This is a genomic window from Chlorobium sp. (assembly GCF_049593655.1).
Classification (GTDB): domain Bacteria; phylum Bacteroidota; class Chlorobiia; order Chlorobiales; family Chlorobiaceae; genus Chlorobium.
Genome location: NZ_JBAWHG010000036.1, coordinates 1 through 15199 on the forward strand (window position 1 = coordinate 1; position 15199 = coordinate 15199).

Genomic DNA, 15199 nt, shown 5'->3' on the forward strand with positions numbered 1-15199 from the left:
GTTTTAAGCAAATCAGGAATAGTAAGTTCATTGTGAGAAAAAAATAATTACCTAGCATTCATTCGAACAATGCCCATCAATTTGAGATATCTTCCATCTCTTTTCAACTCAGGCTTTTCGGTAACAACTGCGTCCAGACATTTTTCAAGATCTTCGTACAACACCGGAGAAACGGTGATAACAAGATCAAGCAAACGTAAAACCTCTGCAGGAAATCGTTTGCAATGTCCATTTTCCCACAAACGCATCACGAGGTAATCGGAACTCTCTATTGGCATGAACCAGGCGGAAAGCTCAGACAAGGCCGAAGGAAACTCATCACCTGCCTCAATACATAAGAGGGCAAGCAATCCGGCAAGTTTTTCGGTTCGAAGTTCGTGGAGTTTTGGCCATATCTTTTGCAAGAAGACTCTTATCTTATTTCTCCAGTACGTTTCTCGTTTATCTCCAGCCCCATCGAGAGCCTGCTTCAACGTCTGTGCAATTACTTGCAGTCCTTCAGGTGGAAGGGTGATAATGGCTTTGTAAAAATCCTCATACATATAACCATCAACAGAGCCTAATGCCGCATAAGTCAGAAATGCAGCGTATTGTGAACTGAATTCGCCAAGTTCTTTATAATGATTAGCTGTCGACAGGAATTCTGATTTAAACACTATCATGAGGGGACTGTGGACTCTTGGAGAGTAGAGAAAACCTCTCCATACCGCACAGGCCTCTTCCGAATCACGATCCCATTCGAACAACGGCAGCAGGTGTTTCATTGTCCACTCACGATCAACCCGGAACAATGAGACCAGATTCAATGCGAGCAACACTCGACCATGCCGGAATTTCTGAACACCGACATCACATAATTCCGAAAAGATAAATCGAAAAGGTTCCGGTAACAACTCATGATCATTAGGCTTGAATTTAAACCATAGGTTGATCAGCGCCTGCGTCACATGGCCGACAGGGTGATTGATGGCCGCCGATACCGGATCCTGCTCAGGTTCACCATTTCCCCTGACACCATTACTGACTTCAAATGGCAGTATCAAAAGACGGCGGCACAATGCCATCAAACGATCACCATCACGATCTATCGATTTCGAAACTTCCTTTAACCACCAAGCCAAACCGGAAGCAATATTCTCAATAAACGAATCGCTCATCTCGCTTACCCAAGGCGAAGCATAACGCCATGAACGCCGAACATACCGATCCTCACTCCACACCTGCAATGCCACTACCCATCGTTTTTCCTGCCAAATCTCCTCTTTTGCAAGATCACTCAAGGCACACAGACTATGACAGAATCGAGCGCGACAGCTATCACGCCAGCCACTGTCATTTTCCTCCGGAAACTGCTTAAGCCATTCAACCAACTCGGCCTTTTTGTGCGGAATAGCATCAACATCACGAACATCTCTTTGATAATCGGGATCTCCAGAGCAACTCATCCAGTGCGCGAACTCCTCCCGCTCATGTGGCTCGAATGCCCAATCTGGATATATCACAGCTATTGATTTCAAGCGTTCACTTGCCCGAAATCCCAAAACAAGTCCTGATGCACTAAGCTTTGCAAGACGCAACCAAACCGACCTGTCAATCAAATATTTACGATGTTCTCCTTCAAATAAATCTGAAGGAGGGCCTGTCAAAATCGCAGTCTCCAATCTTTCCTGAACTTTCAGGGTCAGACTGCCACCCTGAAGAGTTAAAAGACGCATCACTTCTCTCTGGGCATCATGAGTCCATAACCAATAGCTATTATCAGACACAAGCCACTCTACCCATTGTTCCGGTTCAATCCCGTTATCCTGGCTGGCGGCAAAAAATGCAAGTCGCTTGAACGTGAGATAAGGAATATCAAACCATCCCAGCGCAAAACGACGTGCTCTCGGGGGATCTATTTCGAGAGTCCTTAACCAAGCATCGCGAAGAAACTCAATCAGGATCAGCCACTCAGAGAAACCCCTGTTCTGCCAATGTTCGCTGATCGATGGCAAATGCCAGATTGAAGGGTCACGATGCTCTTCTGCCTCCCCAAGTTCGTTCATTAAATCCAGTGCATCGCGCAACAATACTTGAAAGTCATCCATCAACTCAGGCAACACCTTATGCCAGTTATTCTTGGCAATATCGATGAAGGATCGAATATGTTCACTGGCCAGCACAAATTCGAAGTCAACCAATTCCCTGATGTGGGTTGATACCATTTTTTGTTCTTTATCATCGCCCCAAAAAAATGGTTTTTTCAACCTCACTTTTAGCGAAAGCAGTTCACGCAATTCAAACCGCATGGTTACTGTAAGGCGGCCTGCGTATTTTAAGCGATGCATCCAACGATACAGTCCCGGCTCATGCCAGTTTGATTTCACCCGACCTGACAGAAACAAATTCCATAACGGTAGCATTAATGGCCCAGGAATTGCATTCGGTGAGTTCGAGCGAATTTCATCAAGCTCAGGAACAGTCTTGCCTGCAAGATCAGCCAGTATTTTCTCGATCATCCATTGCAATCGCTCGTGCAATTGTCCGCCACGCTGCGCAAGCCAGATAATCAATGCTGGTTCATTCAAATGCCGTGTCAGCCATAAAGCAAGATAAGACATAACATCATCCCACTCACTGCTTACCCGACCACTCGATACCAATGACATGAATGGCGTTCGTTTAAATGGCGCTGGGCGTCTAATAAGGCTGAAACGAAACTTTTCATCGGCTTTGGTATCCGATGACGTCACTCCAAAACGAGACAAATCATGATGCGTATAGCGCTCGTCAGAAAAAACTTCGAGCCACTCAATCGGAGGCACAGGATTAAAATAGGCAAATAACTTTGCAGGAAGTCCAGATAGATCGGAAAGCGCCCAGAGCATTCGCCCAATAAAGTCATCCTGAACTGTGCTTTCAGCAGGATTGGCAATTGCGTTTTCAATCACGATACGTTCTTTCCCCTGAATTCCATTACTGTAATCGTCTGCCCATCCCCTGAGGGTTTCATGCAAGAGCCGGTGATCATCAACTGAATCATAAAGAATCGGATATATGCCTTTGGAAAACCAGTCTTCTTTAGCAGTCCGCTCACAACCAGTCGTAAAAGCTGCCAACGCATAGGCTTGTGGAGTTGCCTCTCCCCTGAGTCGGTCTGCCGCCAAAGCATCCATCATATAACGAAGCACAGGGTCATTGATACTATAGCCCACAAAACACACCATAAAATTACGGAACAGCTCACTCACAAAACGAGCCGCCCAGCGTTCGGTCAGATACGCAAGCCCGAAGTCACCACTTGTAACAACCAGATAATCTAGGCCTTGTTCGCACTCTCCTACGTCAGGAAGCAAGCCATGCAGGTAAACCAAACCGTCCCATCGACTATTTTTTGGTATGGGCAGCATGGGAGCTGCATACATATTGCACTTGATCTGTAAACTATGTCGAACAAACTCGAATGAGCGATCGAAGTTCGTGGTCACCAGACGCATAACGCCTTTACGATCTTGTGATAAATGCAGCAAGGCTTTATGAGTCGATTCCGCACCTATCAGGTTAAAATCTGGAGTCAATACTTCTGCAAGCGCTTTGCGCATTTTCAGACCCGCTCGCTGACCCAGCAATTTCTCCTCAAGATTATTTAATATGATATCATAACGCTCACTTTTATACGCTACCGAATCTTTTAGCGGCATCATTCCGCATCGCTGGGAAATCTCATCGACGAGCCATTGAAAATCTTTTAGCCCGACTTTGTATGAAATCCCGGCGCCGCAGAAGAACACAACGCGCCCCTCTTCATGTGCCTGTAAAAGGGTTTCCGGAATATCGGGCCCGTTCGGAATGAACTGCATAATCTCAAATCATCGATAAATTTAAGGGCTATCGGCCGGGCTCTGATCCATAACAGTGCGATTCATCAGCCTGCAGTAACAATGCTGTGCAGAAACCTGCCCCGGAATAAGTTCAAATAAAGGACACCTCACGGGACAATACAGGTCAATGCTTTGTCTCAAAAAGTGAGCATAAAAACACCGTTAATGCTCGATTTAATGCTCACGAGCATACATTGCATCATTGCCGAAACTCATGGCGTGCATATTTACCTCTCCCTGGTGATTGCAAAAATGGATTCTCTTGCCTGAGTTCCGTCATCAACCGATAAACCTGATTACGATCAAATCGGGTGATCTGCCGGATTTCCTTGTTGCTGAGGCCGGGCTCCCCACGGCGGGCTCGTTCCATGAGTATGCTAAGGATGCGAGTCTTGGCTGCCTCCCAGTCAACCCTTCGGCGGACTTCGCCTTGCCCGTCGCTGGCCAAACGTTTGTACAGCTCCGGATGGAGGCACCAGTAAGCCCCACGACCGGCACCGCCATGCTCGATGTACCCTGATGTCTCCATTGCGGATAAACGTTCTCGGATTTCCGATTCGCTTCTCTGGCAAAGCCCGGCGGCCGAGCCGGTGTTCACCTCCGGATGATGCAGCAGATGCTGCAATAACAGCAGTTCATCGACACCCGGGTCTCGTCCTTTTTCACCTTCTTCGGCAACAAAAAGCCGAAAGGCCGCATTCAATTCACGCCTGGGAAAGCTCACAAGGACAGATTCTCCGATTTCACGAATATGCGGCGGCTCCTTGCCCTCTATCAGCAGTGAGGAAAACATACGGTTTATTCCGAGGTTACTGCGATTGACAAGACGCAGGCGGGTCAAAGCCTCAACGAGCAGCGGATTTCTCGATGCCGGTTGATGGTGAAGAATATTGCCCGGAGTTATGCCGGCAATGAACCCTCCGTTATTACTAACCTCAAGCCGGTCGGGATACAACCTGACCATCACCGGCCCTGCAATACGCAGATCGACATGACAGAAGGCATTCATCAACGCTTCGCGTATGGCGATTTCGGGCCACGTGTGGTATTCGAAGTGAAACAGCCCCTGTTGATACGTTGTAATGGGATTGAAGGGTACAAGCAGCTCCTGGATACGCTGTACAGATAACGGCAGCGCACTCACCCGGTCTTCACGAATTCCATATACGGTATCGGAGGTCATCTGAAGGAAAGTCCAGTTATGACCCGGACAATATTCCCGAATAGCCGATTCGGTGCCGGCCAGCAACAGTGCCGCTCTCGTGAATCTGTTATGCCTTACCAGACCCAATGCAGCAAGCAGCTCGATATCCGTCAGACGCAGAAGATCATCCGGCGCTCGCTCTTTTCTTGCCTGGTTGCGCAAGGCTTCAATAGCCGTAAACGAGAGCAGTTGACTGTTCGCAGCAGCAACAGATTCAGCGGTATAGTCGGTCTCACCGGTCTCGACGCCTATTTTTCGACGAAGAGTTCCGGTAAGTGGCTGACAGTCTTTGCCAATGCGAATACTGCCCCGACCGGCATTATCGGTATAAGGCGGCATTCCGGAATAAGTCTGCATCAGTATAAGGCGGCCGGTTCCTTCAGGCACACGCAACTCTTCGAAAACCGGGGTGATTTTGGGATCAGTCTGATCGTAGATCGCTTTCCTCAGCAGGTTGGTATCGATCTCGGGCGGTACCCCGAGAATTGCCTTTTCACGCCCTTTGACGCGATCAGCAATACCGAACACGACCGTACCACCCCCGCCATTGGCCATGCACACCGCCATGTGAACCATAAGCCGAACGGCTTTGTCACGGCTCTATGCATCCCACTGTTTGAAATCGAGATCCTGATCTTCCAGTTCATCAGCTGTACAGAACTCCAGTTCAGGCAGTAAGGATTCTATCTGGGCAACGGTTCTCATATCAATTCCTGAATGACTGGATTAACCTGATTGCGACTGGTGATGGAGAGCGCTGTATCGTTGTATCAGGTGATGCATGCAAATATCGGCATTCAACCGGAATCACCCCGATTCAGAAATCATCTCGAAAGGGGAAATGTTCACTCATTCCTTCACGTCGTCCACTGACGCAAGGCTTCACGCGTCACCAGTGCCTGCGCTCCGGACTCTCGCAACAGCATCTCCACAACTGGCAGAAATGCTTCGATCTTTTCGGTGGTGTCCACGATTTCAACCACCATCGGCAGGTCGCCTACAAGCTCCAATATCTTTGCAGTGTGCACCTTGTGGCGCAGGCCGAAGGAGAGGAGGCCGCGAAACACGGTAGCTCCGGCCATGCCTCGTTCGAGCGCTTCGCTGACAAGCAGTTCGTAGAGCGGTCGGTGGTGCAGATTTTCCTGCTCGCCGACAAAGATCCGCAGCAGTTCCGATTCGATGAAGTTCATCATGTCCAGAGTTTTGCGGTGAGCATTCCTGAATAAAGCGCAAGAAATCCGCCGGCGATGCTGCCGGCAAGGTAAAGGGTTGTATAGAACACCTGGCCGTCCCTGATGAGTGCGGCGTTCTCGTACATGTAGGAGGAAAATGTGGTGAAACCGCCACAGAAGCCGGTTACAAGAAAAAGCCTGGTTTCAGGAGAGAGCATGGTGGTTGAAACCGCAAGCTCGCTCAGAAGACCGATAAAAAAACTGCCGAGCATATTGACCGCAAAGGTGGCAAACGGAAAACCCGTTCCGGCAAACGGTACGGCAAGTGCGACAAGATAGCGCGCAACCGAGCCGAGAAATCCGCCCGCACCGACCAGCAACATGTTTCCCATAATGCTGTTACCGCTCATGGCCGCACGACTGCCGCTCCTCGATCCGCTTGTGGGCGCAGCACATCTCGTCAAGAATGCCGAGCAGGGTATTGAAAACGCCGAGACAGATGATGGTCGGCGCCCAGAGGCCGATAAAAATGGCAATCAGTTCGTGGTTGGGTGCCGTGCCGAATATAAAGATATAGATCGACAGCAGAATGGAAAGCCCGGCTCCGATGAAGTAGTAGAGTGGTTTCATAACCGCGTATGAATTTTATGCTGATGAATTTACTCGAATGTACTCATTCGACCGCCGAGAAAAAAACCGGCCGTTCGGCTCCCGTCTTCCCCGAATGCGATTTTTTCCGGAGGGATTATCTTGAAACACAAGAGCTGATTCATAGCAAATCATTAACAATTGTTATTGCTTTTCTATAAAGCGGAACCGCAATAAAATATAGCAAATACCAAAAAGAATCCATAAACAAGTTTATATCAATACATCTATATGTTCATATATATACAGTCAAAAATAAATTCCAACCCATTGCAAAAAATACACTTATGCCAATAAGTCATCCTTTGATTTTCATTTTGCATGCTGTCATAACAACAATTATATTTATTTTTTATTCAATAATATTTATCTCCATACGCCGTCACACCAAAGGAATTTCCCTTCACAGAAAACATTCCTTTTTCCGGCCCGGAAAACATATTCGCGCTGCAATAAGCAGGGATTTCATCCGGCTTGCCTGACGCAGCACTCTCTGATCTCTTTATACTTTTTTCGCCTGCTCTTCGGGCATGGCACCGGAAGATGCTGACGAAATTCTCCGGCAGAGGGCGGAAAGCCGAAAAAAACAGTAACTGCACAGTTCCAGTATTTCTATCAACACTCAGTAAGGAGCCTGTCATATGAGCCAAGGCCAGAACATCAGCCGCCGGGACTTCATAAAGATATCGTCGATTTTCCTTGCCGGATCCACCGCATTGTCCGCAGGAGCCGCACAGGCTTTTTCCGGGGCGGACTCTGCGGCCGGGGATGAAGGAAGCAAGGTGGTCTATTCATTCTGCGAACACTGCTTCTGGCGGTGCGGCATCGCCGCGCATGTCCGGGACGGCAAGGTTTACAAGATCACCGGATCGGATCACCATCCTCTCAGCCAGGGAAAACTCTGCCCGAGAGGCACCGGAGGTACCGGGCTGCTCTACGATCCCGACCGCCTTGCCCATCCGCTGATCCGCGAAACGAAAGACGGAAGGCAGTTCTACCGGAAGGCGACCTGGGACGAGGCCATCACGCTTGTCGCCGAAAAGCTCTACGGCATTAAAGAGCAGTACGGACCCGGAGCACTTGCCATGCTGCACCACGGCTACGGCGTATCATTCTTCAAGAACATGTTCTCCCAGATCGGCGTCAACAAATACGCAAAACCATCCTACGACCTCTGCTGCGGCCCGGCCCGCCAGGCAACGGTGCTGACCTACGGCTACCCGAGCGATACGCCTGAAGGGTTCGATATGAAGAACAGCAAATACATGGTATTCTTCGGCACCCACTTCGGCGAGAACATGCACAACACCGCGGTGCAGGAGATCTCCGAAGGCATTCGCAACGGAGCGAAAATCGTGGTGTTCGATCCCCGGTTCTCGACACTGGCAGGAAAGGCCGAGCACTGGCTGCCTATCAAACCGGCTACCGATATCGCCATGATGCAGGGGCTCATGCATGTACTCATCAGCGAAAACCTGTATGACAAGACGTTCGTCGAGGCCCACACCGTCGGATTCGACGAACTATGGAATTCGGTAAAGGAGATGACCCCGGAAAAGGTTTCGGAAATAACCGACATTCCTGCAGACGATATTCGTACTGTTGCCCGTGAATACGCTTTCCATGCACCGGCGGCCTTCGTGCACACCGGACGTCGCACCAACTGGTACGGCGACGCCCTGCAACGGATCCGGGCCATCCATATTCTCAATGCGCTGGTCGGCAATTTCAAGATGCCCGGTGGCGTGGTTGCCTTCCAGAAGTTCCCGCTTGTACAGCCGCCTCCGGCTCATGAGCACCCTGCCTATGAAAAAGAGGTACACAGCAAATATCCCTTCTTCCCGGATGACGAACCGTCCAACACCATAGCCTCGCATGAAATCGTGCAGCAGGCCATTTCGGGCGAGATAAAGGGACTTCTGATCTACGGCGTAAACCTGCCCGAAACCATGACTCTCGGCCGGGACAAGGCCATCGAAGCCATGAAGAAGGCTGAGTTCGTGGTCGCCGTGGATGTGCTGCCTTCCGAGGTTACCGGCTATGCCGATGTCGTGCTGCCTGAGTGTACCTATCTTGAACGGTATGACGATCTCGATAACGGCCGAGCCTTCCGTACCCCGTTTGTAGCACTTCGTCAGCCCGCCGTACCTCCCATGTTCGATTCAAAGCCGGGCAACCAGATCGCGAAGATGATTACCGAGAAGTGGGGCATTCACGGAGCTTTCCCGCCGAGCGTTGAAAAAGGGCTCGACAAAAAACTCAAACTGGTAGGCAGTTCCCTTGCCGAGATCAGGAAAAAAGGGGTGCTGGTTATGCCTGAAACCGATCTCTACCGCAAGCCGGGTGAAGCGCTCAATCTGAAAACCCCGAGCGGCAAGATCGAGCTGGCTTCGGCCCGGCTCGAGGCTGGAGGATTCGATGCCGTTCCGAGATACACTCCGCATCCCGAGCCGCCGAGCGGCTTCTACCGGATGCTGACGGGACGCAAACCCATGCTGACTTTCGGTCGTACGGCAAACAACCGCTTCCTCGGCGACCTTGCAACAGCAAAAGAGAACGAGGTCTGGGTGAACAACCGCATCGCGGAAAAACACAGCCTTGAGAACGGCGAATACGTACACCTGAAAAACCAGGAAGGAGTGGTTTCCGAGTTTCCGGTCAAAGTGAAGGTGACCCAGCGCATCCGCACCGATGCGGTTTACATGGTTCACGGGTTCGGCCATACTTCAGCCAAGCTCACCTGGGCCCACAAACGGGGAGCATCGCACAACCAGCTTATATCGAAAACCGAAATAGACCCGGCGATGGGCGCTGTCGGGTTCCAGAACAATTTTGTGACATTCATCAAGGAGGCGTAAAGCGTGAGCAACAAGAAAAATTACGGAATGGTTATCGACACCAGGGTATGTGTCGGCTGTTCGGCCTGTGTCTATGCCTGCAAGCAGGAGAACAGCGTGCCCGAAGGGTACTGTCGCGACTGGGTTGTTCAGGAGTCGGGTGGAGAATATCCTAAACTGACCATGGAAAACCGCTCGGAGCGCTGCCAGCACTGCGACAACGCCCCGTGCGTCACGTACTGCCCGACGAGAGCGTCGCACTATGACGAAAACGGCACGGTACAGATCAACCGGTCGCTCTGCACCGGCTGCAAGGCCTGTATGGCGGCATGCCCCTACGATGCCCGTTACGTGCATCCCGAAGGATTTGTGGATAAGTGCTCGCTCTGCCGGCACCGGATCGAACAGGGCCTTGAAACCGCCTGCGTGTCGATCTGCCCGACAGGCAGCCTGAACCTTGTCGATTTCAACAATATGAACGAAAAGACAAGAGCGCTGTTGAGAGGTAAACTCGTTTACCGCCAGAAAGAACATGCAGGAACGGAACCGAACCTGCACTGGATTTCCGCAAGCAATAAACCCGGAGCGTAACTATGTTGGCAACTGCAGTTAATGAGATCGTCTCGACGAAAATCAACCCCAATGTGGTGCCGCATCTCCACATCTGGGAATGGCACATCCCGCTCTACCTCTTTCTCGGCGGTATGGCGGGCGGCCTGCTCGTGATCACCTCGATCATGATCATCCTGAAACGCAAGTTCGGTGTCGGACCGAGAGACCAGGGGGAGGGGTGTCCCTGCCTTGCCGTGCGACTCGGCTCCATTCTCTCTCCGACGCTGCTCGGCATCGGCATGCTCTTTCTTTTTCTTGACCTGGCTCATCCCCTTTACGTGTGGGCGTTCTACACCACCATTCAGCCCACCTCACCAATGTCTGCCGGCAGCTGGATTCTGATAGCATTCTTCCCGCTGGCGATTCTGCAGGCAATGCTGGTCAACAAACGACAGCTTCGCGACCTGAATATCGAGCCCATCAACAAGGTGATTGACTGGACGGAAAACCACATGACCATCGTGGCGCTGGTCAATGCCCATATCGGCGTAGGCATCGGTATCTACACCGGCATCCTGCTCTCCTTCTTCTCCGCCCGGCCGCTCTGGTCAAGCTCCATTCTCGGCATGCTCTTTCTTGTTTCGGGAATATCGAGTGCCGCCGCTCTGATGCTGCTGCTTGCACCTGAAGATGAAAAACCGGTCTACAGCATGATCGACGCAAACGCCATCTGGATAGAACTGATGACCGTAGGGCTCTTCGTGCTCGGCGGCCTTACCGGCTCTGCCAATACCCATGGCGCCATGATGCATCTCATCACCGGCGACGTCAATCTGGCCGGCATGTCCTACATGTTCTGGTTCTGGGGAGTTTTTGTCGCCGCCGGTCTGGTCGTTCCGCTGCTTCTCGAGTTTCTTGAAGCGGCCGGCGTCCATGTAAGATTTCCGAACGTCGCTCCAGTCATGGTGCTTTTCGGCGGATTGATACTCCGGTTTCTCATCGTTTTTGCCGGCCAGTCCTACCACACCTTCATGTAGACTGATCGGTGCTTCTTCAGAGCGACGAAAAAAGGGCCGGTTGTATTTGGCCCTTTTTTCGTCGTTACCGTTTACTCAACATCGATATGCACCTCGTTACGGCGAAAAAACGGAATGCTCCACGGCGGATCGTAGCTTGCCGCTCGAGGAGGAGAAAGAATACGGTATCCTTTTTTTTCGAGCCACATCGTCAGTTTCCCTGCATAACTCTGAAGATTGCTTTCGGAATGCAGGCCTGAATACCGGATCACGGCAACTTTTTTGCCTTTGACCTCCCTGACAACGACTGACGCGTCAAGCGGTACCGGCGTTGTTTCAAGCGTGTATCCTTCAGGCATGACAAACATCATTGACCATGCCGTACCTTTTTTTTCCTGCAATACCGGAGCTGTCATGGCGATTTTTTCACTGAGCGGCTCCTGAATTACCGGTGCTGTCATGGCGATTTTCTGCTTTCCCCGGTTTTTCCCGAATATATACCCGGCAAGACGGCTGAAAGCCGGACCGCTGGTCGTGCTGTATCGACCCTCGACAACCGTTTCGGCAACGATCATATCACCGTAACGCCGTATTTCTCTTTCTCCATCTTTTTCTATCAACGTATAAGACGGCTCATCAGCTGTTCGCTTTCCCACCACCGAACAACCGGCAAACAGGAGACACGTCATGAATAAACCCATCAAAACCGGCATAGCCACCCCCCGGATAAAAAAATGATCTCGTCAGGCAATAAACTCTTCAGCATCAACATCCGGAGCCTGTTAAAGGTTTGAACCCGGCTTCGGGTACTGAACTCAAGGCAGAGGGAAAAGATCTGCAGAAGAAGTGCCAGGAACAAAGGCGGGATGGTTTCAATAAAAAAAACGCATACCCTAAAAAAAGATATGCGTTTATGAATGGAAAAACCGTATTTCCCTGAAACGGCAAAAACTCTCCGCTCAGGCTGTTTTATCGTGATGGACGGCTTTGAGGATCTTGAGGTTCAGCACGATAAAGCGCCAGAACTGGTAGATTCTGCAGCGCATCAGGAATTTATCAAACGATGTAGGCCTCATGGGTTATCGCATTTTGTCATTGATTGAAATCTTGCCCGGTTATTCCGGAATGAACTGCCAGCCGATACGGCCCTGGAACTTGTGCATGAAGGTGGTTTCCACCATCTGCTTGAGCCATGCGCCGGAAATGCCGCGCTCGACCTTGGTGACGAACATGTCGCGCCCTTCCTTGTTGTCGTAGCGCGAATGGTCCGGCACGATGGGATAGATGATCATCACGATGGCAGAACCGTTCCAGAGCGACTTGCCGTTGGAAGCGATACATACGGCCAGCATCTCGGACATGCGCTCACGGTGCGTCATGCGCCCGGTCTTGATCATGTCGATGACGTTGAAGGCCACAACCCTGCCGATCACACCGGAAATCATTCCTGTTCTCGGCGCTCCAGGCGTAATGACCGTACCGTTTTTCGTGGTATGCGGCTCGGAAATCGGGCCGGGAGGCGCAAAGGCGATACCTGCCGAAAAGATGTTCTTGTAGGTCGGGTTGTAGTACTGGGCCGGCCATGCGTTTGAGTTCTTGACCAGATCGTCGTATTTCAGACCGTAGATGCCGTCGGCGAACACAAAGCCGCCGGGATTGCAGACCGTTGAGGAGATGTCCTTGCCTTCCTTGTCGAAAAACCTGAAGGTAACGCCGCGCGACTGGGGAATGAGCATGGCGAAATCATAATCGGTTTCACCGTAGTTGCCTTCGAAGTCCTCCCAGTATACATTTTTGGCATCGACCTCCCTGACGCCCCTGCGGACAGCTTTACCGATACCGAATTCGTCCATGGCGTCCTCGATGAGATCGCCGCCCTTTGCAATCCGGCCACCCTTTGTGACCACATTGATACCGCCAACGCCGAAATCGCCGATTTCCGGCTCGTTGGTGAGGTAAACCAGTTCGGCTTTATCCCTTACGCCTCTCTGGGTAAGATCGTGATGGATGTTGGTAATGTACTCGAAGGCCGCGCCCTGACATGCCGCAAGCGGATGGCCGGTGCCGATGACCAGCTTCTGACGCTCGCCCCGCTTCATGCGCGCCACCGACTGCAGATAGGCGTCGCGAGCCTGAATGGCGGTATCGAAGTGGCATATCGACTGCGTGAACTTTTTCGGTCCGAGACCAGGTGTCGCATCGTAGTTCATGTGCGCACCGGTCGCAATGATCAGATAGTCGTATTCAAGGCTTGCGGGGCCCGCGTCTCCGGCCTGTTCGAGAATAATGTAGTTCTCGTCGGGGTGAACCGAGGTTACGGTACCCTGCACAAAGTTCACATTGAATTTGTCGTAGATTGGCTTTAACTTGAAAACGGTATGCTCAGGCTTCACGGCGTCGATACCCAGCCAGACCCACGATGGAACAAAACCGAAATAATCGAATTTATGAACAACCGTTATTTCATGATCCTTGCCTATCGAATCGCCCAGATACATCGCTGCAGTATGCCCTGCAAAGCCGGCACCAATAATAACAACCTTTGCCATTGCATCTTCTCCGGTTATACTTGTGTTATGAATGCTCAAAAAAGATTTGAATGGTAAAATTAACACCAAAATGCCATATAGCCAAGCAGTTATACGAGAATATTGGGCATATGCTAAATTTTATCACTGAAAAATCACGGCGCGACAGGAAAAGAGCAAAACAGTACGACAAAAGTTTTTCTTTACTATTTATACTGCACTGAAAGAAGTAAATCAGGAATACCGATTTTTCAAGGCATGGATACGAACAGAAAAAAAAGAATTGTCGCCATCGATTACGGCACAAAACGAATCGGGCTTGCCGAGAGCGATCCTCTCCAGCTTTTTGCCCAGCCGGTCGGGACCCTTGACCGGAATGCGCTGTTCAGCAGGCTCGAGGCCATGACAAGCAGCGATGAGATCGAAAAAATTCTTGTCGGCTACCCGCTCAACGATGACGGCACGGAGAACAGGATGAGCGGAGTGATCGACCGGTTCATCGAAGAGCTCTCCATCTGGTTCCCCGGCCTGCCGATCGAAAGGATCAATGAACACGGCTCTTCCCGGGACGCCATGCAGATTCTTTCGGCATCGGGACTCAGCAGGAAAGAACGAAACCGGAAAGGCCGGCTCGACAGCGCAGCGGCATGCGTCATTCTCAGGGAGTATCTTGAAACGCGCCGGTAATGAACTCACCCTCATGCGGGGGTTTTTCTTTTCCCTTTTTTGATTCAGCTTCTGTATTTTAACGGTTTACACACCTTTTCAGTCAACGACCCATACCCAGCTATCGATTCATGAGCAACCCGTCAATGCTTGAGATGTTCAAATCAACCGGAGCACTGCTTGAAGGCCATTTCAGGCTTACCTCCGGACGACACAGCAACACCTATTTCCAGTGCGCGAAAGTACTGCAGTATCCGGAACATCTCTCGACGGTCTGCGGCCGGATAGCCGGCCATTTCAGCAACTCCGCAGTCGAAACGGTCATTTCGCCGGCCATAGGCGGAATCGTGGTCGGTACCGAGGTTGGCCGGCAGCTGGGCGTAAAAACCATCTTTGCCGAGCGCAAGGATGGAAAAATGACCATCCGCAGGGGGTTCGGTCTGGAAAAAGGCGAACGGGTTGTTGTCGTGGAGGATGTCATCACGACAGGAGGCTCCGTTGCCGAAGTGATCGAACTGGTCGAGGCCGCCGGCGCCGAACTGGTAGGCGTGGGTTCGGTGGTAGACCGAAGCAACGGAAAGGTGCGGCTTGCCGACAACCAGTACTCGGTGCTCCTGATGGAGGTCGTCAGCTATACGCCCGAAGAGTGCCCGCTCTGCAGCGAAGGCATTCCCGTCGAGGCTCCGGGCAGCAGGGCTAACAAGCAAAACTGACGC

Annotated in this window: 11 protein-coding genes and 1 pseudogene; 5 read left to right on the forward strand and 7 right to left on the reverse strand. The window is 51.2% G+C overall.

Annotated elements, in window-relative coordinates; translation table 11 throughout:
• Positions 1-47: 47 nt before the first annotated feature.
• The 5 genes and pseudogenes from dsr1 to WBP50_RS05630 form a co-directional block, all read right to left on the reverse strand.
• Positions 48-3839: an anti-phage defense-associated sirtuin Dsr1 gene (dsr1, locus tag WBP50_RS05610; protein WP_423932307.1), complete on the reverse strand. Its 3792-nt coding sequence runs from the start codon at positions 3837-3839 to the stop codon at positions 48-50.
• Positions 3840-4059: 220 nt separating this feature from the next.
• Positions 4060-5769, reverse strand: a pseudogene (locus WBP50_RS05615) (ATP-binding protein).
• Positions 5770-5921: 152 nt separating this feature from the next.
• A complete protein-coding gene (locus WBP50_RS05620; protein WP_423932309.1) occupies positions 5922-6257 on the reverse strand; it encodes a DUF190 domain-containing protein in 336 nt (111 codons plus the stop codon).
• Complete coding sequence (gene crcB, locus WBP50_RS05625; protein WP_423932311.1) at positions 6254-6628, reverse strand: fluoride efflux transporter CrcB; 375 nt, start codon at positions 6626-6628, stop codon at positions 6254-6256. Before crcB ends, WBP50_RS05620 begins: the two co-directional genes overlap by 4 nt.
• A gap of 7 nt (positions 6629-6635) precedes the next feature.
• Positions 6636-6866 (reverse strand): hypothetical protein, encoded by a 231-nt coding sequence (locus WBP50_RS05630; protein ID WP_423932313.1) that lies wholly within the window; start codon positions 6864-6866, stop codon positions 6636-6638.
• Between the two features lie 659 nt (positions 6867-7525).
• Here WBP50_RS05630 and WBP50_RS05635 point away from each other — a divergent pair.
• The 3 genes from WBP50_RS05635 to nrfD are packed head-to-tail and all read left to right on the forward strand — an operon-like array spanning position 7526 to position 11310.
• A complete protein-coding gene (locus WBP50_RS05635) occupies positions 7526-9742 on the forward strand; it encodes a molybdopterin-containing oxidoreductase family protein (protein WP_423932315.1) in 2217 nt (738 codons plus the stop codon).
• A 3-nt stretch (positions 9743-9745) separates the two neighbouring features.
• Complete coding sequence (locus WBP50_RS05640) at positions 9746-10312, forward strand: 4Fe-4S dicluster domain-containing protein (protein WP_423932316.1); 567 nt, start codon at positions 9746-9748, stop codon at positions 10310-10312.
• A 2-nt stretch (positions 10313-10314) separates the two neighbouring features.
• Complete coding sequence (gene nrfD / locus WBP50_RS05645; RefSeq protein WP_423932317.1) at positions 10315-11310, forward strand: NrfD/PsrC family molybdoenzyme membrane anchor subunit; 996 nt, start codon at positions 10315-10317, stop codon at positions 11308-11310.
• 71 nt (positions 11311-11381) lie between these two features.
• Here the strand turns inward: nrfD and WBP50_RS05650 are convergent, their stop codons facing one another.
• On the reverse strand, positions 11382-12002 hold the full coding sequence (locus WBP50_RS05650) for an SOUL family heme-binding protein (protein ID WP_423932318.1): 621 nt from the start codon (positions 12000-12002) through the stop codon (positions 11382-11384).
• A gap of 402 nt (positions 12003-12404) precedes the next feature.
• On the reverse strand, positions 12405-13838 hold the full coding sequence (locus WBP50_RS05655; protein WP_423932319.1) for an NAD(P)/FAD-dependent oxidoreductase: 1434 nt from the start codon (positions 13836-13838) through the stop codon (positions 12405-12407).
• 237 nt (positions 13839-14075) lie between these two features.
• Between WBP50_RS05655 and ruvX the strand changes: the two genes are divergently transcribed.
• Positions 14076-14504, forward strand: a complete 429-nt coding sequence (gene ruvX, locus WBP50_RS05660; RefSeq protein ID WP_423932320.1) for a Holliday junction resolvase RuvX — start codon at positions 14076-14078, stop codon at positions 14502-14504.
• 110 nt (positions 14505-14614) lie between these two features.
• Complete coding sequence (pyrE, locus tag WBP50_RS05665) at positions 14615-15196, forward strand: orotate phosphoribosyltransferase (protein WP_423932322.1); 582 nt, start codon at positions 14615-14617, stop codon at positions 15194-15196.
• The last annotated feature ends 3 nt before the right edge of the window (positions 15197-15199 follow it).